Here is a 20,889-nt window from a genome sequence, read left to right as displayed (position 1 = left end):
CGACTTCCCTGCCGGCGCAAAAGTTTGATTTTTCGCCCAACCGATTCACCGTGCCCTGTGCAGACGCAAGGAATCTCTCGCGCCAGGCCGAGTCACAACCCTGTAAGCGATGCATTTTCATTCAGCAGCCAGAGAGGCATTCATGAGCAACGTCGAACTCGAGCACGAAGTACTCACCCGTTTGCTGCACGCGCATCCCCATGGCCTGGGCAAGGAAATCCTCGACAACTATCGCGGTGAAAAGGCCGTCGCGGGGATGATCAAGACGCTGCAGGAAAGAGGTCTGATCCAAGGCAAGCCGGTAACGGTCGAGGACCATGAACCGGCGCTGGAATACCCGATCAAGCTCAGCAGCTCGGGTGTTGAAGCCGCGAAGAAACATGATGCCGAGAAAGGCAGCAATCCGCACGCCGCCTCGTAAGAACGCGTCGTTGCGAAGGGCATCAAGTCAGCTTGATGCCCTTTTCATTTGTCATGTGGAAAAGCGACGCTGCCCAAAGGCGAACGCTCAGGCGCAGGTCGCGGCCTTGACGAAAATCAGCTGCAGAAAACGGCTGATGTGATGATCCTGGGTATAGGCATCGGCCAGGCAGGCGCGGGCCTTGTCCAGATGATCCTGCAGACGCCGCTTCACTTCATCTTCCCCGCACAGGGCCATAAAGGTCGACTTGCCGTCGTCCTTGCCCAGGTCTTTCGCCATGTCCGGGCTGCGATCATGCAGGTCGTCGTAGAGCTGGAACGCCTGCCCCAGCTCCAGGGCGAAACACTGCAGCACGGCGCGCGTGGGCGGTGGCGCATCGCTGATCAGATAGGCCATGTCCATGATCGCGCTGAACAGCACGCCCGTTTTCAGATTGTTGGTGGCGGCGATCTCTTCGGCGGTTCGCGGATGCAGCCCGTCACGCAGATCCTGCAACTGACCACGGGCCAGGCCATGAGCACCGATGGCGTTGGCCAGGATCTCCACCAGTTGCGTGCGAATCAACGGCTTCAGCCCTTCGATCCCCGCCACCACCGCAAAGGCCCGTGACAACAGGGCCACGGCGGCCAGAATGGCAACGTCTTCACCAAAGGCCAGGTGCGTGGTGACGCGACCGCGTCGCAGCTTCGCGTCATCCATGCAAGGCATGTCGTCGAGCACCAGGGACGCGGCGTGCACCATCTCCACGGCGCAGCCCAGGTCCAGCGCCGCCTGGTCGCTGGCGCCCAGCCCGTTCGAAGCCAGGATCAACAGGATCGGACGCATGCGCTTGCCCGGCGCCAGGGCACCGTCGCGCATCGCCGTGGCCACCAGATCGCGCTCGTTGCTCGCCACGGGCAGCAAGGCGTCCAGCCGCGCTTCGATGGTGCAGCGCAGCAAGGCCATGTGCTCGGTAAAACCAGTATCGCTGGTCGCGGGCGTATCAGCTGTCATCGTTCCCTCTATTCTTGTTTCGAGTCCTGCGGGGCAGCCGGGGACGAGGTTTCGGCAGGGTTCGGCCCGGGGGCAAACGTTCGCAAACAAGGAACGACTGCTCACCGCCGGTGCCTGAGCCTGTGAAGATGGACATACGTTATGCGAATATGAGCGCGCCGTACAACTCTCTACCATGGACAGACCGCAGGCAGCCGTAAATGATCCTGAGCAATGGAGCTGACATGAAGCCCGACGAGTTGAGTCGACGCAAGGATGACCATCTGGACATCGTCCTGGATCCGCTCAGGGCGACCACGCGCATGGGCGCGGGCTGGGACACTATTCAGTTCGAGCACTGTGCCTTGCCCGAGCTGGATCTGGCGGACATCGACCTGCGCAGTTCCCTGCTGGGCATCGACCTGCAGGCGCCGTTGCTGATCAGTTCCATGACCGGCGGTGCCTTTCGCGCCGTTGCGATCAATCGGCACTTGGCCGAAGCGGCGCAGGCCCTGGGCATCGCCATGGGCGTGGGTTCGCAGCGGGTCAGCCTGCAGACCGGCAACGACCAGGGGCTCACCCGCGAGCTGCGGCGCATCGCCCCGGACATCCCGCTGCTGGCCAACATCGGTGCAGCGCAGTTGCTCGAAAACGGTGGCATGGACCTGGCCCAGCGCGCGGTCGACACCTTGGAAGCCAGCGGTTTGATCATCCACCTCAACCCGCTGCAGGAGGCCGTTCAGCCCGAAGGTGACCGTCACTGGCGCGGCGTGCTCGCGCAGATCGCCCGGGCGGTGACGGTGCTCAAGGTGCCGGTGGTGATCAAGGAAGTCGGTGCCGGGCTCTCCGCCAGCGTGGCGCAGACCCTGGTCGAGGCCGGTGTGCAGGTCATCGATGTGGCCGGTGCGGGCGGGACCAGTTGGGCTGCGGTCGAAGGCGAACGCGCAACCCGGGCAGCGGACCGCGCGGTGGCCATGGCCTTCGCCGGCTGGGGCATTCCCACCGCCACCTGCGTGCAGACGGTCCGTCAGGCGCTGCCCGACGTACGCTTGATCGCTTCGGGCGGCGTGCGCGATGGCGTCGATGCGGCCAAGGCCATCCGCCTCGGTGCCGACCTCGTCGGTCAGGCCGCCAGTGTGTTGCCGGGCGCTACGCTGTCCACGGAAGCTGTGATCGAACACTTCGAAGTGGTCATTCGCCAGCTTCGCGTGGCCTGTTTCTGCACCGGTTCGGCCAATCTGGCAGGGCTGCGCCATGCCCGTCTGCTCGATTCGCAGGCTCTGCCTCGATGAGTCATTTCGGCGTTGTCGCACCCGCCTATTACAGTCATTTCCACGCGTTGCAGGCGCTGGCCCAGGAGCTGATGCAGCGCGATCATCAAGTCACCTTCTTTCACCAGGCCGACGCGGCGCGGTGGGTCACGGCCCCCGGCATCGGCTATTGCGTGCTGGGCGCCGCCAGCCACCCGCCCGGCAGCCTGCAACGCAGTCTGCGCCTGGCGGCCAGCCCCGGCACACCCTGGGGCCTGCGGCAGATCATCGAGCAGTTGGCCGCCACTACACGCATGTTCTGCGACGAACTGCCGGCCGCCCTGGAGCAACACGGTGTCGACGCGCTGCTGTGCGATCAAATGGAAGCGGGCGGTGGCCTGGTCGCGGAAAGCCTGGGGCTGCCCTTCGTCTCGATCGCCTGCGCCCTGCCGGTCAACCGCGAGCCGGGCCTGCCGCTGCCAGTGATGCCGTTCGCCTACGGCACCGACGAGCGCAGCCTGCACATGTACCGCGGCAGTGCGCAGGTCTACGACTGGCTGATGAAGCCCCATGCCCGCGCCATCCAGGACGCCTCGAAAGCCCTCGGACTGGCGCCGCGCAGCGCTCTGCACGAGTGCCTTTCGCCGTTGGCGCAGATCAGCCAGACGCTGGCGGGCTTCGACTTCCCGCGCCAGGCTGCGCCGCCGCATCTGCACGCGGTCGGTCCGCTGCGCACCGCCACTGCGACCACCAGAGGTAGTTGGTCGATCAACCCAGGGCGCCCGTTCGTCTTCGCCAGCCTGGGCACCCTGCAGGGCCAGCGTCTGGGCATGTTCGAGCAGATCGCCAAGGCTTGCCGACAACTCGACGCCCAACTGCTGGTCGCCCACTGCGGTTTGCTCGATGCAGCGGCCGAAACACGCCTGGCTGCGCTCGGCGCCACCTGGGTCACTGATTTCGCCCCGCAACAGTGGGCGCTGGAACAGGCCGATGCAGTGGTCACCCACGGCGGACTGAACACCGTGATGGATGCCATCGCCAGTGCCACCCCAATGCTGGTGATGCCCATCGCTTTCGACCAGCCCGGCGTGGCCGCGCGAGTCCGCCATCATGGCCTGGGCCTGCAGTTGCATCGCCGCGCCCGCTCGCCGCGCATCGCCCAGGCGCTGGGTGATGTCCTGGCCCTGTCGACCCAGCCCTTTGCTCGCTTGAGCGCGGAACTGGCCAGCGCAGGCGGCACGCTGAACGCAGCCGACATCATCGAAACCGCAATAAACACACGACAGCCCGTATTGGCCGGAGCCTTGGCATGACGTACGACCTGATCCTGGCCGGCGCCGGCCTGGCCAATGGCCTGATCGCCTGGCGCCTGCGCCAGGCGCGTCCGGAGCTGAACATCCTGTGCATCGATGCGCAGCAGAGTCTGGGGGGCAACCATACCTGGTCCTTTCACGACGGCGACCTCACCGCCGAACAGCATCACTGGATCGAGCCGCTGGTGGTCAAGCGCTGGCCCAGCTACCAGGTGCATTTCCCCCAGGTTTCTCGGGTGCTCGACAGTGGCTACGCCAGCATCACCAGCGAGCGCTTCGCCGAGATCATCACCCAGGCGTTGGGCGACCGACTGCGCCTGGGTGAAACCATCACCGAACTGGGCCCGCGCCACGTGCGCCTGGCCAGTGGCGAGATGCTGAAGGCCGGTGCGGTCATCGACGGTCGCGGGGTTAGGCCCAGCCCACACCTCGTGCTCGGCCAGCAGGCGTTCGTCGGCCAATTGCTGCGACTGGAGCAGCCGCACGGGTTGCTCGGGCCGATCATCATGGACGCCCGGGTGGATCAGGGTGATGGCTACCGCTTCGTCTATGTACTGCCCTTTTCGGCCGATACCGTGCTGGTGGAAGACACTCACTATGTAGATCGCCATACCCTGAGCACCGAGCAGCTGCGCGAGCACATCGGCGAGTACGTGCGCTGGCAAGGCTGGACGGTCGCCGAGTGCCTGCGCGAAGAACAGGGCGTGCTGCCGATTACCTTGGCCGGCGACTTCGAGGCGTTCTGGCAGCAAGCGTCTGGCCAGCCGCTGTCCGGCCTGCGCGCCGGCCTGTTTCACTGCACCACCGGCTATTCATTGCCCCACGCGGTGCGCCTGGCCCAATGGCTGGCGCACCAGCCGGTCATGGACGCCGATCGCCTGTTCACGGGCATCCGCGACCACGCCCGCGAGCAATGGAGCAACCAGGGTTTCTACCGCCTGCTCAACCGCATGTTGTTCCTCGCCGGAAGGCCCCAGGACCGCTGGCGGGTCATGCAGCGTTTCTATCGTTTGTCGCCCGCGTTGATCAGCCGTTTCTACGCAGGCCAAAACCAATGGCGTGACCGCGCCCGCATTCTCGTCGGCAAGCCGCCCGTGCCCGTCGACGAGGCCGTGCGCGCCGCCCTCAGATCTTCTCCCCGGCAGTTCGAGAACCCACATGAATCCAGCTAAACCCGCCATCGTCATCGGCGCAGGCTTCGGCGGCCTGGCCCTGGCGATCCGCCTGCAGGCCGCAGGCATCCACACCACCCTGCTGGAGAAACGCGACCAGCCCGGGGGCCGAGCCTATGTCTATCGCGACCAGGGCTTCACCTTCGATGCCGGCCCGACGGTGATCACCGACCCCACGGCCATCGAAGAGCTGTTCACCCTCAGTGGCAAACGTATGGCCGACTACGTCGACCTGCTCCCGGTCAAGCCGTTCTACCGCCTGTGCTGGGAAGACGGCACGAAGTTCGACTACGCCAACGACCAGGCCGAACTGGACCGCCAGATCCATGCCCTGAACCCACCGGACGTGGCCGGCTACCAGCGCTTCCTGGCCTACTCCCAGGCGGTGTTCAAGGAAGGCTACCTCAAGCTGGGTGCGGTACCGTTCCTGTCGTTTCGCGACATGCTTCAGGCCGGACCGCAACTGGCACGCCTGCAGGCCTGGCGCAGCGTGTATTCGATGGTGTCGAGCTTCATCGAACACGATCAGTTGCGCCAGGCGTTCTCGTTTCACTCCTTGCTGGTGGGCGGCAACCCGTTTGCCACCTCTTCGATCTACACCTTGATCCATGCGCTGGAGCGCGAATGGGGTGTGTGGTTTCCCAAGGGCGGGACGGGGGCGCTGGTGCAAGGCATGGTCAAGCTGTTCCAGGACCTGGGCGGCACCCTGGAGTTGAATGCGGAAGTGGCCGGCATCGACGTCGAGAACAATCGGGCCACGGCGGTGCATGCCCGTGACGGTCGCAGCTGGCGCGCCGATTGCCTGGCCTCCAACGCCGACGTGGTGCACACCTACGCCGACCTGCTGGGCAAACACCCGCGTGGTCGACGCGAGGGCAAGCGCCTCAAGGGCAAGCGTTTCAGCAACTCGCTGTTCGTCATCCATTTCGGCCTGAAACGCCCGCAGCCGCAGTTGCAGCACCACACGGTGTGCTTCGGTGCGCGCTATCAGGCGCTGATCCACGAAATCTTCAACGGCGCCGAACTGGCCTCGGACTTCTCGCTGTACCTGCACGCGCCCTGTGTGACGGATCCCAGCCTGGCGCCGCCGGGCTGTTCCAGCCACTACGTGTTGTCGCCGGTACCGCATCTGGGCAACGCCGCCATCGACTGGTCGGTGCAGGGGCCGCTGTATCGCGACCGCATTTTCGAATACCTGGAAGAGCACTACATTCCTGGCCTGCGCGAAGACCTGGTGACCTGCCGTATCTTCACCCCGGATGATTTCCAGACCGAACTCAACGCGCACCTGGGCTCGGCGTTTTCCCTGGAGCCGGTGCTGCAGCAGAGCGCCTGGTTCCGCCCGCACAACCGCGACGCGCAGTTGAACAACGTCTACCTGGTCGGCGCCGGCACCCACCCCGGCGCCGGCGTACCGGGCGTAATCGGTTCGGCCAAGGCGACCGCCGGGCTGATGATCGCGGACCTGCATCCATGAGCACCTCGGCGCCGGATCCGGCGCTGCGCGAGCATGCCGAACGGAGCATCGCGGTAGGCTCGAAAAGCTTCGCCGCAGCCGCCAAGCTGTTCGACGAACGCACCCGGCGCAGCGCGGTGATGCTGTACGCCTGGTGCCGCCACTGCGACGATGTGATCGATGGCCAGCAGGCCGGTCACGACGCCGTGTCGATCACCCCGCAGGAGGCACAGCGCCGCCTGGCGCTGCTGCAGGCCCAGACCCATGCGGTCTATGCAGGCGTGCCCGCGAGCGAGCCGGCCTTCGCCGCGTTCGCCGAAGTGGTGCGCGAGCACGACATTCCCGAGCACAATGCTCTGGAGCATCTGGCCGGGTTCGAAATGGACGTGCTGGACCGCCGGTATCACACTCAGGACGACACGCTGCAGTATTGCTACCACGTCGCAGGCGTCGTCGGTCTGATGATGGCGCGGGTCATGGGCACCCATGACCCGCGCACCCTGGATCGCGCCTGCGACCTGGGGCTGGCGTTTCAGTTGACCAACATCGCCCGCGATATCGTCGAGGATGCGCGCATCGGTCGCTGCTATCTGCCGGCGCAGTGGCTGGAAGAACTGAACATTCCGCTAAAGGACCTGGCGGCACCCGAGCATCGGCCGGAGGTGGCGGTGTTGGCACGGCGTCTGGTCGACCTGGCCGAGCCCTACTACGCCAGCGCCCAGGCGGGCCTGGCCGCCCTGCCCTGGCGTTCGGCCTGGGCCGTGGCGACTGCGGCGGCCGTGTACCGGCAGATCGGAATCAAGGTGGTTGCGGCAGGCAGTCATGCCTGGGACACTCGTGTCTCGACCTCCAAGGCCGAAAAGCTGGCAGCGGTCAGTCAGGGATGGTGGCGTGCAGTCAGCGCTCGCTGGCGGCAGTGGCCGAAGCGTTCGACTCAGCTGTGGAACCGGCCTCGTCCGCCTTGCGCAGAGGCCCTTGGTGCAACGCCCGCAACTGAGCGCGCAAGCGCGTCGTAGACGGCGCGAACAGAAAGCCGAAGGACACGCAGCGGTCCTTGCCCTCGACCGCGTGGTGCATCAGGTGCGCCTGGTACAGGCGCTTGAGGTAACCGCGGCGCGGCACCAGATGGAACGGCCAGCGCCGATGCACCAGACCGTCATGGACGACGAAGTACAACGCGCCGTAGGCGGTCATGCCGGCGCCGATCCATTCCAGCGGATGCAGACCCTGGGTCCCCAGGGCAATCAGCACGATCGCCAGCCCCGCGAACACCACCGCATACAGGTCGTTCTTCTCGAACCAGCCGGTGCGCGGCTCGTGGTGGGAGCGGTGCCAGCCCCAGCCCCAGCCATGCATGAGGTACTTGTGGGCCAGGTAGGCAACGCCTTCCATGGCCGCCAGAGTGATGAAGAAAACCAGGCTGTTGAGAATCACTGCTGCGCTCTGCCAAGACGGATAGACCGCCATCTTAACGCAACCGGCCCACCCGTGGCGTCACGCCGGCCGGCTGCTCATCGGCTGCTCAGCGCAGGCTCCACGAGACGCCGGCGTAGACACCCCGGCCATCGCCCGGCGTGGAACGTGCAACATCGCGGCCCTGGTCGTCGTAGCCGGGGGTGACCGTGCTGGCGTAACGCTTGTTGGTCAGGTTGCGCAGGTCCACCCAGGTCTGCCAGCTTTCATCCGGCGCCGAGTAGCCCAGACTGGCGCCGAACAGGGTGTAGGCCGCCGCATGGTAGGAGTTGGCGTAGTCCACGGCGATGCGCGAGGCGTGCTGCACGTTGAAACCGGTGTAGACGCCGCTGGGGTGGTCGTAGCGCAATTCGGCTTGATAGTAATGTTGAGGCAGGCCAGGCAGCCGGTTATTGCCGAAACGCGCGTCGTCACGGTAGTGGAAATCGCTGTAGGTGTAGGTCTGGCGCAAACCCAGACGTCCGGCCTGCTGCCCCTCCCATAATGGGCTGTCCAGGGCCATCTCGACGCCCTGATGGACCGTCGGGCTGGCATTCGTCTCGCCGATCACCTGCGAGGTGGTGGCCGTGGCGGCCTGGGTTTCGACACTGAGCAGCTCATGGCGGACCTGCGAGTAATACCAGGCCAGATCCCAGCGGCCGAACCAGGCATCGCCACGCCCACCCAGCTCCAGAGTGGTCGCGCTCTGGTTGTCGAGCTCCACGCCATTGCTCTGCAAACCCGTCGCCGCGCCGCTGCCCGGCGCGAAGTAGCGGTTGGAGCCCCAGATCATCGACCAGGGGTGTGGCGGTTCCACCGAACGGCTGAGGTTGCCGAACACCTGCACCTTCGGGCTGTAGTCGTAGCGCAAACCCAGGCGCGGCGCGTAGTCCCAGGCGTGCTGGCTGACCCGGTCATGGGTCACCGGGTAGCTGACCTCCGTCTCGCGACGGGTGTACAGCGCGGCGAGCCCGGTGGTGAGCCAGAGATCGGGCACCAGTTCCAGCTCGTTGCTGACATACACCGTATGGTCGGAGCCTTGATAGCTGTAGTCCCGGGTGCGGGTGCCTGGCGCATACCCGGCCGTGTTGCCGACCGGTACCCGGACGAATTCCGACACGCCGGAATTGGGCAACGCCTTGGTGCTGCGCCACCCCACTGTGGTTTTGCTGGCGTGGCCGAGCAGCACGTCCTGGCGCCCATAGTTCAAGGTGCCGCTGACATCCGTGTAAGCCACCTTCATCCGGTTGGTGCCTTCGCACAGGTCCATCGGATAGTCGTGATAGACCAGGCCGGCTTCCAGGCGGGCATCGTCGTCCAGGTGCCAGGTGGTCTTGTTGGCCAGCCAGGTACTGCCCGGTTGAATACGCTTGGAATCGCGTGCCAGGTTCAAGGCATTGGCCGCGCGGGGATCATGGGCGATCTGCGCCCGCGTCAGCTTGCCCGGGGTGTCGTTGTCGGTCTCGCGATAGCGGAAGAAGAAGCGCGTTTCCAACTGAGGACTGAAACGGTAGCCGAAGTTGCCTGCCGCACCACGGCTGCCACCTGCGCTTTGGTCCTGGAAGCCTTCGTAGCTGGAATCGGTCACGCTGAAATAGTAATCGGCATCACCCAGCACCTGGCCAGAACTGATCTGACGCTTGCTGTAGCCATGACTGCCGACCTCGTAGCGCAGCTGCAACTTGGGGGCATCGTATCCGGTGTGCGTCACATAGTTGATGGCACCGCCCAAGGCCAGCGCGCCGCGATCGAAGCCATTGGCCCCGCGCAGAACCTCCACCCGGCTCAGCCACAAGGGCTCCAGCAATTCGTAAGGCGTGCCGCCCGGACCGGTCAGCGGCAGGCCATCGAACATCTGGTACAGCCCCGACGAATGCGCCCCCGGCCCACGGTTGATACCCGAACCGCGAATGGAGATCTTCGCGCCCTCGTTGTTGGCGGCGCGGGCGTAGATACCTGCCTGGTTGCTGAACAGATCCTCGTTGCCCGAGAGCCTGCCGCGCCCGACGGCGGCAGTGTCGATCAGGTTGCTGGCGCCTGGCACCGAACGCAGTGCCAGGTCGGCTTCGTCGATCTCGCTCAGGCGTGCCTCGCTGACTTCCACGGCCTGCAACTCCATCACCTGCGCCGCCAGGGCGGCGCTGGGGGCGCCAAACAAGGCGGCCAGGCCCAGCACTGGCCATGCCGGCGCGCGAAGCGTGGTACAGGTGGAAAGGCAATGCAGACGGTCCCGGACGCGAAGACGGGACGCAGACGGTTGCGGCATGAAACACATCCTTGAAAAGCGGTACGCCCGGGCGGCACTCCCGGACTGGCAGATAACGAGGCCCCACCTGGGGTGGCCATTGGGGAGGATTGACGTTCGCGCGAGCGCTTTAAGCACATCGGGGGGTGAAAAGGAGGTCTGCGTCGATCACGGCTCGCTGCGCAGCGCATTGAGATAATGCGTGCCCTTGACGGTGAGAGCCAGGCGCGTGCGACCATCCCCGGTCACCGTGGTCACGATATAGCCGACCAGCAGCAAGGCGCGCAGAGCAAAGCCGTCCTCACTGGTGAAGGCTTGCCATTGGGCGCCCTCTATCAGCGTCAGCAACCGCTTGTAGTTGGCCTGGTCTTCGGTCATCAGTGCCCAGCCTCCATTGCGTCCATTGCAAGTGCGGCCAGCTTACTCAAAAGCATCGGCCAAGGCATCGAAAAACACTTTTGGATGTCGCTACGGTGTAGCGATGAAAATGCGCAAAGGGAAGTTGAAAAACTGATGGCAATGAACAGGCGCTTTCGGCCACTATCAGCTATAGCTCTTACAGCCCCGGGCGTTTTGCCCATTTCCTCACTGCCTCCTCAACACCGTCCGTCAAGGGTGATTCCATGGCTTCCATCGAAACGGTACTCGCCGGGCTCGACCCGCCGCTGAAACACGAAACCGAACTCCACGATGGCCTGCTTAAACTGACGCTGACCGACCCCAACGTTCCAGCCCATGTAGAGCGCAGTCTTTCGCCGCGTGAATACGAAGACATCATTCTGTTTCGGCTGCTGGTGCTGCATGCGGTCAATGAAATTCGCGGCAAGGGTTCCCATGCGCCGCTGGAAGTGATGCCCGACATCGAATGGGCCGCCCGCACCTGATTGCAGAGGGCTTGCCAGGTATGCGGCAACTCGTCGCCGTCCTGCACATTTTCTGAATCTTTCCTGCGTGTCACAACTCAATGATGAGTCAACGCAGGAGATCACCATGCCGAACCCAACGCTGTTCATCATTGACTACAGGCTCCATGGAGCGGAAAAGTCGTTCATCATTCGTCTACCCACGCTGAACAATGCCGATGCCTGGCATTGGGCGAGCTGTGACGCAGGGGTCGGTGTCATCCCCAAGTTCGGCCGCGAACGGGTGCAGAAGGTCAGCAAGCCCAAAGCCGAGCAGTATGGGATTACCGATGTGCGCTGGAGGCCGTCCGGCCAACAGGCGCGCGAAGAAGCAGGGACCGAAGCAGCGCATTGAGTCGCACGATCTCCGCTTCGCCGCGCGCCTGCCGTGTCAGCCGCATCTGCACGACCCTGTAGGGGGTTGCTCACGCAGCCCCCTCAGTCTCCCGGAAGAGTCTCACTCGTCCACTGTTTGCACCATTGAACCCTCCCAACCTTCCGACCTCGATACCGCTGAGCTAGTCTGCCACTGACACGCTCATTTACCGCATTGTCGAAAATGCAGCACAGGACACCTCGCGCCGCGACAGAGCGCAGCCATGAGGCCTTTCATGCCAGGACGCAATCCGCTACATGCCACGAGCGACGAAAGCGCCGAGCCATTATCTCGGCACGCGGGGCGCAATTCGGCTCTGTTTCGTCTCACCGTAACGTTCATCGTGCTGGTCATCTTCACCTTCGTGGGCGTCGAGGGCTGGCGCGCCTGGCGCGACTACCAGCAGGCGTTCGCCACCGCACGCGATTCGGTCACCAACCTGGCCCGCGCCACGGCCCAGCATGCCGAAGATGCGATTCGCCAGGTCGACGTACTGACCGACGCCCTGGGCGAGCGCGTGCAAGGTGACGGCCTGCAGAACATGGACGTGCCGCGCATTCATGCGCTGATGCAGCAACAGGCGCGGATCATGCCGCAGTTGCATGGGCTGTTCATCTACGACGCCAGCGGACAATGGGTGGTGACCGACAAGACCGGTACGCCAGAGGCGGCCAACAACGCCGATCGCGACTATTTCAACTACCATCGCACCCACACCGATCCGAACGTGCGCATCAGCGACGTGGTGCGCAGCCGTTCCACGGACGAATACATCCTGCCGATCTCGCGCCGACTCAATAACCCGGACGGCAGCTTCGCCGGGGTGCTGCTGGGAACGATTCGGGTCAGCTACTTCGTCGACTATTATGGCGACTTCAAGATCGACGATCGCGGCGCGCTGGTCCTGGCGCTGCGCAACGGCCGGATCCTGGTGCGGCGCCCGTTCCTTGCGCCGGTGCTGGGCAAGACCCTGGAAGACAGCGAGATCTTCAAACGCCATCTGCCGGTGGCCGACGAAGGCGTGGTCGAGGTCAAGGCGGTGGTCGACAACACCTACCGCCTGTATGCCTACCGCGCATTGACCAGCTATCCGCTGGTGGTGGAAGCCGGGCTGTCGCGCGAATCCTACATCGGCCCCTGGCGGCGCGACCTGCTCAAGACCGGCCTGGTGCTGCTGGTGCTGATCGCTGGCTTGAGTGGCTTCGGCATGATCGTGCTCAAGCAGTTGCGCGAACGCATCGCCATCGAGGAGGAACTGCGCCAGGCCCATCAGATCATGCGCGACATGGCGCTGACCGACAGCCTCAGTGGCCTGGGCAATCGGCGGCGGCTGGACATGGCCCTGGGGGCCGAAATCGGCCGCGCTCGGCGACAGCGCGGCTGGCTGGCGCTGATCATGCTCGATGTCGACTACTTCAAACGCTACAACGATCGCTATGGCCATGCAGCCGGCGACCGCTGCCTGCGCCAGGTGGCCGACGCCATCGTGAAGGTGCTCAAGCGCCCTACCGACCTGGCTGTGCGCTATGGTGGCGAAGAATTCACCGTGCTGCTTCCGGGTACCGATCTGGAAGGCGCAGGCGTGGTTGCCGAGGCGATCCTGCAGGCCATTCGCGACTTGGGCGTCGAACACCTGGATCATCCTGCGGGGCACGTCACGGTCAGCGCCGGCATCACCGCCGCCCAGCCGGCAGTGGAATGGGTCACGGCCGCGCAAATGCTGATAACCGCCGATGCCTGCCTGTACACCGCCAAACACAAAGGCCGCAATCGCTGGCACGCCTGCGCCACTCAGAGCGGAACGTGACCAGCGTGTCGACCCGATCCGGCGAGCCCATTGGACACATCGGCTTGAACTTCCCGTGTTTCGTATACCTCTGCTACTTACACCCCCCGATTCCGATCAAGAGGCTACGCGAACAATGAGAGCACTCACCTACCACGGCGCTCACGACGTCAAAGTCGACACGGTTCCGGATCCAGAGCTTCAGGATGCCGACGACATCATCTTGCGAGTCACGGCCACTGCCATCTGCGGCTCGGACCTGCACCTGTACCGAGGCAAGATTCCCACGGTCGAACACGGCGACATCTTCGGCCACGAATTCATGGGCATCGTCGAAGAAGTTGGCTCAGCGGTGACCGCGGTCAGCCCGGGCGATCGCGTGGTCATTCCTTTCGTCATCGCCTGCGGCAGCTGCTTCTTCTGCAACATCGATCTTTTCGCTGCCTGCGAAACCACCAACACCGGTCGCGGTGCGATCTTGAACAAGAAGTCGATTCCATCGGGCGCAGCGCTGTTCGGTTTCAGTCATCTGTACGGCGGCGTGCCCGGCGGCCAGGCCGAATACGTGCGCGTGCCCAAGGCCAATACAGGCCCGTTCAAGGTGCCTGGCACCCTGTCGGATGAAAAAGTGCTGTTTCTGTCGGACATTCTGCCCACTGCCTTCCAAGCCGTGAAAAACACCGAGATCGGCAAGGGTTCTAGCATCGCCATCTACGGCGCTGGCCCGGTCGGTCTGCTGTGCGCTGCCGTCGCGCGGATGCTGGGCGCCGAGCGCATCTTCATGGTCGACCATCACCCCTACCGCCTGGCCTATGCGCAACAGGCCTATGGGGTGATCCCGATCAACTTCGATGAAGACGACGATCCAGCCGATACCATCATCCGTCAGACGCCAGGCTCGCGCGGCGTGGATGGCGTTGTGGATGCAGTGGGCTTCGAAGCCAAGGGCAGCACCACCGAAACCGTGCTCGCCGCCCTCAAGCTTGAAGGCAGCAGCGGCAAGGCGTTGCGCCAGTGCATCGCGGCCGTGCGCCGTGGCGGCGTGGTCAGCGTGCCGGGCGTGTACGCCGGCTTCATCCACGGCTTCCTGTTCGGCGATGCGTTCGACAAGGGCTTGACCTTCCGCATGGGCCAGACTCACGTTCAGCGCTACCTGCCCGAGCTGCTCGAGCACATCGAAGCGGGCCGCTTGACGCCCGAGACGATCATCACCCACCGCATGTCCCTGGAACAGGCGGTCGAAGGCTACAAGATCTTCGACAAGAAGGAAGAGGATTGCCGCAAGGTCATTCTCACACCCGGCTCGCCGACCATTGAAGCGCCCATTGTAGAACCTGTCGCCGGTGTCGTACCCGCGCTCTGAAGCACCGCACCACGAGGCCGAGCTCTGCTCGGCCTTGCTTTGTCCGGCCCACGGCGATTGGGCTTTCATGCAGCAGCACAGAGGTCACCATGCAACGCTTGGCACTGAGTCAGATCACCACCCAACCCCTCACCCTCGAACAAGACCTGCAACTGTGCCAGCGTCTGGGCTGCGGCCTGGAACTGGCAGAAAAGAAGCTCTCCGAAGACCCCGCACGCGCACGGGAGCAATTGGCTCACGTGCGCGCCAGCGGCGTTCGAGTGACCTCGATCCAGCCCCGCACCCTGACCATTTTCCCTTCAGCTTCAGCGCCCGAGCCGCAAGCCCCAGACGTGCGTCTGGCGCAACTGATGAACTCGGTCGATCTGTTCAGCGAATTCTTTCCCGGCCTGGCACTGGTCACCAACACCGGCGCCGACGCGCAGGGCAATGAAGCATTGGTCTGGACACAGTGCGTCGAGCACTACCGGACACTGGCCGAGCACGCGAGTGAGAAAGGGATGCTCATCGCACTCGAAGCGTTGGCGCCTTCATTGATGAACCAGAATTCCATTCTGTTCGCCTTCGGTCAGGCCCGTGAAATGGCCGACGCCGTCGCACGGCCCGCCTTCGGCCTGTGCCTGGACCTGTACAACAGCTGGCAGGACCCCAGCCTGCTCGACACCCTCGATGCCGACAAGCTGTTCATCGTGCAACTGGCCGACTGGCGCCGTCCGCAATCGCTGCACGACCGACGTGCCGTGGGCGACGGCGCTATTCCCCTGCAAGCGCTTCTTCGACGACTGGTCGATGTGGGCTACGCAGGCGAGTACGTGCTCGAGATCTTTTCCGAGTCGGTCAGCGATTCGCTCTGGAAGGACGCGCCCACTGTGATTCAGGCCGTGGAGCGCAGCGTCGTGGCGTTCGACGACATTCGCCAAGGGATTCTCGGACCACATGCCTAGGCGCTTGGCAGGCACAGAACGACGCACAAGATACTGGCGTCACATGAAATGAAACGAGCACTGCGAGCCGCTGTCTAGAGCAGTAACAACCCATTACCGTGAGTCATCCCTATGTTGAAGTTTCTTGGCAGCACCGTCGGCATCATCTTCCTGATCGGCCTGGTCGTGGTCATCGGCCTGTTCAAGCTGGTCTTCTGATTCCTACCGGGGCGCTCATCGAGCGCCCCTGTCCGCCCGAGCTGCTTCTTTTAGCTCTGTGAACCCTGCTCCACCACGTCCAATACGTTCTGTACCGTAGCAGCCTCCAGCTGTCCCGGCGCCGATGCCTGGCCCAGGCTTGCGTAGGTCAGGGCTGATCCGCTCAACTGCCCCGCCAACCGCGACAACACGCCTAACGGCCCCATCGACATGGTCAGCAATGGACGCTTGGCATAGTGAGCCTGCATGTGCTGACTGGCCGCCATCAACGTCAATACGTCCGCCTTGCTGTTGGGCATCACGGCGATCTTGAGAATGTCGGCGCCCAACGCCTGCTGCAGACGCAAACGCTCGACGATGACATCGTGGCCGGGCGTCGCGTTGAAATCATGGTTGGACAGCACCACGGCTACACCCCGTTCATGGGCCAGCGTGACGATGTTCTCGACGGCCGCCTGTGGCTTCATCATCTCCACGTCCAACAGATCGACATGACCGGTGTGCAGCAGCTCGGCGTAGAGGTTGAAATACGTGGCATCGGCCAACTCACGCTCCCCCCCCTCCTCCTTGCTGCGCCAAGTGACCAGTAGAGGCTTGTCATTCAGCACACCCACCAGACGAGCCAGCAACGGCTTCATCCGTTCGCCCAGGTGGCCCTGTGGATGATGATCCAAACGCAGTTCAGCCATGTCCACCTGTGACGCAGCGCCGATGTCACGAGCCTGATCAAGCGCTTCACGGTCGGTTGAGGCGGTGATGGACGCGATGATCTTGGGTGCGCCTTCGCCGATCCGCAATGATCCAACGGTCAGCACAGCGCTTCCCGGTGCCGCCGAGGGGACCTGCAAGGTCGCGGGCTGGGCGGCGAAAGCGACTGATGACAAGGGCATGCTGGCAGCGGCGACGGCGCTGCCCACGAGAAAACGACGACGTTGCACGGCACGTCCTCCAGAACACCGGCCTTCCAGGCTGGAAGGCGCGCAATAGAGCATTCGAGGGGCTCGCCGCGTGGTGGTTCAAGAAGACTGCCGCTCAGGCCGCACCCGCCATGGCCACGCCCTGCCGACCCTCAAGCTTGACATGGTACATGGCCTTGTCCGCCGCCTTGAGCAACGTATCGAGGTCTTCCCCGTGCACAGGGCACAGGGAAATCCCGATGCTGCCCGACAGCGACAACTGGCCTACGCAGGTGGCGATTGGCTGCTCGATTGCGTGCAGCAGCTGTTGCGCCTTGAGGATCACGCTATCCGGGTTGGCCAAGTCCGAGACCAAGGCCACGAACTCGTCGCCGCCGTAGCGCGCTACCGTGTCATAGTCGCGAATCGCCTCGCGCATGCGCTTGGCCAACGTCTGCAAGACCTGGTCACCCACCGCATGTCCTCGTTCATCGTTGATCTGCTTGAAGTGATCGAGGTCGATCAACATGACCGCAAAGGGAATGCCCTGCTCCGTCCACTGGCTCAGCGCCTGGGCGAAGCGATCCGCCAGCAGGTAGCGGTTGGGCAACTGCGTCAATACGTCGTGGGTGGCCAGGAACGCCGAACGCTCGTGTTCGAGTGCGGCCGCCTCGATAGCCGAAAAGTGCCTGACCAGCACCAGCGGCACCAATACCAGGCTCGCCAGCAGCACGCTGAGGATCAGCAGCACTTCGGGGCCCAGCACATCCGCCAGGCTCAGCTGTCGCTGGAAGGTCAAGGACAGCGGTTGCGTCGGGCTGTCGACGAATACGTCATCGGTCAGCCGCGGCAAGACCAGTTCGTCCCACCAACGGCTCTGCGCTGCCTCCATGGCCACGACCTGGGTGTTGTGATCATCGCTGCGCAACCGTGCGCTGACAGCCACTCGCGGATCGTTGTTGTGGCGCACGATCGCCCCCAGCAGCGCGTCGGTCTTGATCACCAGCATGGCGACCATCGTGCTGCCGAAGAAGTTGGGCAGCGTGTTCTGAGCGTCCTCTTCGGGGCGCAACACCGATTTCATCAGAATGTAGGCATCGCCACCTTCATACAACGCGAAAACGGGCGTCGCCACCGGCACAGAACTCTGGTGGATACGCACCAGGGCATTGCTCAGATAGGGTACGGTCTCAAGCCTCACCCCGTAGATCACGTTGGTCTCCGGCAACTGCGGCGACATGAAGAGGATCGGCCATGTCGTGTTCATGCCACTGCGGGAATCGACCACAGGCGCAGGCGGTGTGAAATCCTTCAACTGAAAATCCGGCAACCAGGTGCGCCGCAACAGGGCCGCGAAATTGCACTGCTCGTCCTGAGGCACACTGCGCGCCACTTCCAGCATGTAGATGTGTGGATAGGCCGCCAGCACGGCGGCGCCATAGCGAGCGGCCGCATCGGTATCGCTCTGCTTGACCGCCTGCAGGAACGCGGCAAACCCGGCCAGCACCGCATCGTTGGTGTCGAGCTGGTTGCGTACGCTGCTCGCGATGCTTTGTACGTACTCCGAGAAACGGGTTTCCTGCCGCTGAATTTCCGAGCGCAACAACGAGAATGCCGAGAATGCGATCAAGCCGAGCGCCAGGCCGATAAAACCTGCGAGCGATGGGCGGCGTCTGATCAACATCGTAGCAATATCCAACGCACAGGCGTGCACAGACAGTGAGGGTGAGAATCGTCGAAAGGATCATGCTGGCGCACGACAGGCTCGTTCCACGATAGGCATGGCGGCGGATTGCATGAGCAATCGCCCTTGCCTCGAAAGCTAGCAAATTGCCATCTTAGCGTCTACAGCGGGTTGTCACCCTTTTGCAATCAGAAAGGTACAACGACAAACGCCCCGATGCAGTCAGTCGATGACCGCATCGGGGCGTTTGGATATTACCTTGTTAACGACGCTTCTTGGTCGCCGGCTTGGCCAGTTCGAACATCAGCACCGAACGCCCGGTGACGGCGTACTCGGTACCGAAATCAAATGACTCGCCTGCCTCGAAGTCAGTCTGGTTGGTATCCAACTGCAGAATCCAACGCTTGCCTTCCGGCACTTCCGGCAGGGTGAAGCCGACCACGTCATGGTGCGCGTTGACCACGATCAACAGCGAATGGTCGACCCCGGCGCGGCGGATACCACTGGCCTGAGTGCGACCGTCGAGCAGGATACCCATGCAGCGGTTGCTGCCGTCCTGCCACTGCTCAACACCCATTTCGCTGCCGTTGGGCTGGATCCAGCTGACGTCCTTGATACCCAGGCTTTCGTCGTAGGCACCCGTGAAGAAGCGATTGCGGCGCAGCAGCGGGTAGCGGTTGCGCAGCTCGATCAGGTACTTGACGAAGTCTTGCAGCTCGGTGCTCTGCTCGCTGATGTTCCAGTCCACCCAGCCGATCTCGCTGTCCTGGCAATAGGCGTTGTTGCTGCCACCCTGGGTACGCGCGAACTCGTCGCCGGCCAGCAGCATCGGGGTGCCTTGGGCGAGGAACAGCGTCGCCAGCAGGTTGCGCATCTGGCGGTAGCGCAGAGCGACGATTTCCGGATCATCGGTCGGGCCTTCGACACCGCAGTTCCACGAGCGGTTGTCGGAGTGACCGTCGCGGTTGTCTTCGCCGTTGGCTTCGTTGTGCTTCTCGTTGTACGACACCAGGTCGTTCAAGGTGAAACCATCGTGAGCGGTGATGAAGTTGACCGACGACGCCGGCTTGCGGCCGCGACGGTTGAACTGGTCGCCCGAGCCCAGGAAGATCTTCGCGAAGTCGCCGAGCATCTCGTCGTCGCCCTTCCAGAACGCACGGGAAATGTCGCGGAACTTGTCGTTCCATTCCATCCAGCCCGGCGGGAAGTTGCCCACCTGGTAGCCGCCCGGACCGCAGTCCCAAGGCTCGGCGACCAGCTTGACCTTGGCCAGCACCGGATCCTGACGGCAGGCGTCGAGGAAGCCGCCGCCTTCGCTGAAGCCGTGAGCTTCGCGGCCCAGAATGGTCGCCAGGTCGAACCGGAAACCGTCCACGCCCATTTCCGAACTCCAGTAGCGCAGGGAGTCGGTGACCATCTGCAGGACGCAGGGGTGGCTCATGTTCAGGGTGTTACCGGTGCCAGTGTCGTTGATGTAGTAACGCGCATCGTCCGGCATCAGGCGGTAGTAGTTGGCGTTGTCAATACCCTTGAGCGACAGGGTCGGACCCATCTCGTTGCCTTCGGCCGTGTGGTTGTAGACCACGTCGAGAATCACTTCCAGGCCGGCCTTGTGGAAGCGCGAGACCATGACCTTGAACTCGCCGATCGACGAACCCGCCATGTAGCGCGCATGGGGTGCGAAGAAGCCCAGGGTGTTGTAGCCCCAGAAGTTGTGCAGGCCCTTTTCCAGCAGATGATTATCATCCAGGAAATAATGGACTGGCATCAGCTCCACCGACGTCACACCCAGGGAACGGATGTATTCCACCACGTCGTTCTCGTGGAAGGCAGCGAAGGTCCCACGCTCGGTTTCACGCACCGAGGGGTGACGCATGGTGAAGCCGCGCACATGGGTTTCGTAGAAAATGGTCTTTTCCCACGGCACGTTCGGCTTGGCCGTACTGCCCCAGGTGAAGGCCGGGTCGATCACGCGGCAGCGTGGCATGAACGGCGCGCTGTCGCGCTCGTCGAACGACAGATCGCCGTCTTCGTGGCCAACGATATAGCCGAACAGTGCATCGTCCCACTTCAGCTCGCCGGAAATCTGCTTGGCATAGGGGTCGATCAGCAGCTTGTTGGCATTGAAACGGTGGCCGTTTGCAGGGTCATACGGACCGTGCACACGGTAACCATACAGAGTGCCCGGGCGCGCATCGGGCAGATAGCCGTGCCAGATCTCGTTGGTGAATTCAGGCAACGCGATGCGTTCGATCTCTTCCACGCCATCGGCGTCGAACAGGCACAGCTCGACTTTGGTAGCGTTGGCCGAAAAAATTGCAAAGTTGACGCCCGACCCATCCCAGGTCGCGCCCAATGGGTACGGCAAGCCCTCGCTCACACGGCTGGCGGGACGTTCCTGGCTCGACGCACTGTCATTCATTGATTGATCAGACATGATCAAACACTCCGGAAATAGG

Annotated in this window: 19 protein-coding genes; 12 read left to right on the top strand and 7 right to left on the bottom strand. The window is 63.4% G+C overall.

All coding sequences use genetic code 11. The features are described 5' to 3' along the window. Positions 1-142 precede the first annotated feature (142 nt). Positions 143-421 (top strand): hypothetical protein, encoded by a 279-nt coding sequence (locus AC788_RS06720; protein ID WP_049859895.1) that lies wholly within the window; start codon positions 143-145, stop codon positions 419-421. 87 nt (positions 422-508) lie between these two features. Here AC788_RS06720 and AC788_RS06715 read toward each other — a convergent pair whose 3' ends face one another. Continuing rightward, positions 509-1,414 carry a polyprenyl synthetase family protein gene (locus AC788_RS06715; protein WP_049859894.1) on the bottom strand — a complete coding sequence of 302 codons (906 nt, stop codon included), beginning with the start codon at positions 1,412-1,414 and terminating at the stop codon, positions 509-511. Between the two features lie 224 nt (positions 1,415-1,638). On the opposite strand from AC788_RS06715, the gene fni reads away from it, so the two are divergent. The 5 genes from fni to AC788_RS06690 are packed head-to-tail and all read left to right on the top strand — an operon-like array spanning position 1,639 to position 7,600. Further along, positions 1,639-2,685 (top strand): type 2 isopentenyl-diphosphate Delta-isomerase, encoded by a 1,047-nt coding sequence (gene fni / locus AC788_RS06710; protein ID WP_049859893.1) that lies wholly within the window; start codon positions 1,639-1,641, stop codon positions 2,683-2,685. Next, a complete protein-coding gene (locus AC788_RS06705; RefSeq protein ID WP_049859892.1) occupies positions 2,682-3,956 on the top strand; it encodes a glycosyltransferase in 1,275 nt (424 codons plus the stop codon). Before fni ends, AC788_RS06705 begins: the two co-directional genes overlap by 4 nt. After that, positions 3,953-5,128: a lycopene beta-cyclase CrtY gene (gene crtY, locus AC788_RS06700; RefSeq protein ID WP_049859891.1), complete on the top strand. Its 1,176-nt coding sequence runs from the start codon at positions 3,953-3,955 to the stop codon at positions 5,126-5,128. Before AC788_RS06705 ends, crtY begins: the two co-directional genes overlap by 4 nt. Continuing rightward, complete coding sequence (locus tag AC788_RS06695; protein ID WP_049859890.1) at positions 5,115-6,605, top strand: phytoene desaturase; 1,491 nt, start codon at positions 5,115-5,117, stop codon at positions 6,603-6,605. Before crtY ends, AC788_RS06695 begins: the two co-directional genes overlap by 14 nt. Continuing rightward, on the top strand, positions 6,602-7,600 hold the full coding sequence (locus tag AC788_RS06690) for a phytoene/squalene synthase family protein (protein WP_049859889.1): 999 nt from the start codon (positions 6,602-6,604) through the stop codon (positions 7,598-7,600). The genes AC788_RS06695 and AC788_RS06690 overlap by 4 nt, the downstream gene beginning before the upstream one ends. On the opposite strand, the gene AC788_RS21265 is transcribed toward AC788_RS06690, so the two are convergent. The 3 genes from AC788_RS21265 to AC788_RS06680 form a co-directional block, all read right to left on the bottom strand. Continuing rightward, on the bottom strand, positions 7,482-8,051 hold the full coding sequence (locus AC788_RS21265; protein ID WP_082223600.1) for a sterol desaturase family protein: 570 nt from the start codon (positions 8,049-8,051) through the stop codon (positions 7,482-7,484). The genes AC788_RS06690 and AC788_RS21265 overlap by 119 nt on opposite strands. Before the next feature lie 55 nt (positions 8,052-8,106). Continuing rightward, entirely contained in the window at positions 8,107-10,302 is a 2,196-nt protein-coding gene (locus AC788_RS06685) for a TonB-dependent receptor family protein (protein WP_082223599.1), read from the bottom strand. A 147-nt stretch (positions 10,303-10,449) separates the two neighbouring features. Further along, on the bottom strand, positions 10,450-10,659 hold the full coding sequence (locus tag AC788_RS06680) for a hypothetical protein (RefSeq protein ID WP_049859888.1): 210 nt from the start codon (positions 10,657-10,659) through the stop codon (positions 10,450-10,452). A 245-nt stretch (positions 10,660-10,904) separates the two neighbouring features. Between AC788_RS06680 and AC788_RS06675 the strand changes: the two genes are divergently transcribed. The 6 genes from AC788_RS06675 (at position 10,905) to AC788_RS22200 (ending at position 15,850) form a co-directional block, all read left to right on the top strand. Next, complete coding sequence (locus AC788_RS06675) at positions 10,905-11,165, top strand: hypothetical protein (protein WP_049859887.1); 261 nt, start codon at positions 10,905-10,907, stop codon at positions 11,163-11,165. A gap of 106 nt (positions 11,166-11,271) precedes the next feature. Next, positions 11,272-11,538 carry a DUF6555 family protein gene (locus tag AC788_RS06670; RefSeq protein WP_049859886.1) on the top strand — a complete coding sequence of 89 codons (267 nt, stop codon included), beginning with the start codon at positions 11,272-11,274 and terminating at the stop codon, positions 11,536-11,538. A 256-nt stretch (positions 11,539-11,794) separates the two neighbouring features. Further along, positions 11,795-13,366, top strand: coding sequence for a sensor domain-containing diguanylate cyclase (locus AC788_RS06665; protein ID WP_049859885.1), 1,572 nt, complete (start codon positions 11,795-11,797; stop codon positions 13,364-13,366). Positions 13,367-13,481: 115 nt separating this feature from the next. Next, complete coding sequence (locus AC788_RS06660) at positions 13,482-14,708, top strand: zinc-dependent alcohol dehydrogenase (protein ID WP_049859884.1); 1,227 nt, start codon at positions 13,482-13,484, stop codon at positions 14,706-14,708. Positions 14,709-14,797: 89 nt separating this feature from the next. Continuing rightward, positions 14,798-15,652, top strand: coding sequence for a sugar phosphate isomerase/epimerase family protein (locus tag AC788_RS06655; protein WP_049859883.1), 855 nt, complete (start codon positions 14,798-14,800; stop codon positions 15,650-15,652). A 111-nt stretch (positions 15,653-15,763) separates the two neighbouring features. Next, positions 15,764-15,850 (top strand): hypothetical protein, encoded by an 87-nt coding sequence (locus tag AC788_RS22200; RefSeq protein WP_442962755.1) that lies wholly within the window; start codon positions 15,764-15,766, stop codon positions 15,848-15,850. 50 nt (positions 15,851-15,900) lie between these two features. Here AC788_RS22200 and aroD read toward each other — a convergent pair whose 3' ends face one another. The 3 genes from aroD to glgX form a co-directional block, all read right to left on the bottom strand. Further along, entirely contained in the window at positions 15,901-16,788 is an 888-nt protein-coding gene (gene aroD, locus AC788_RS06650) for a type I 3-dehydroquinate dehydratase (RefSeq protein ID WP_049859882.1), read from the bottom strand. Between the two features lie 94 nt (positions 16,789-16,882). Beyond that, entirely contained in the window at positions 16,883-18,430 is a 1,548-nt protein-coding gene (locus tag AC788_RS06645; RefSeq protein ID WP_049859881.1) for a GGDEF domain-containing protein, read from the bottom strand. Between the two features lie 262 nt (positions 18,431-18,692). After that, complete coding sequence (gene glgX / locus AC788_RS06640) at positions 18,693-20,867, bottom strand: glycogen debranching protein GlgX (RefSeq protein WP_082223597.1); 2,175 nt, start codon at positions 20,865-20,867, stop codon at positions 18,693-18,695. Positions 20,868-20,889 lie beyond the last annotated feature (22 nt).

The organism is Pseudomonas sp. RIT-PI-a (assembly GCF_001187875.1).
Lineage (GTDB): Bacteria > Pseudomonadota > Gammaproteobacteria > Pseudomonadales > Pseudomonadaceae > Aquipseudomonas > Aquipseudomonas coleopterorum.
This window is presented reverse-complemented; position numbering and strand designations above follow the sequence as displayed.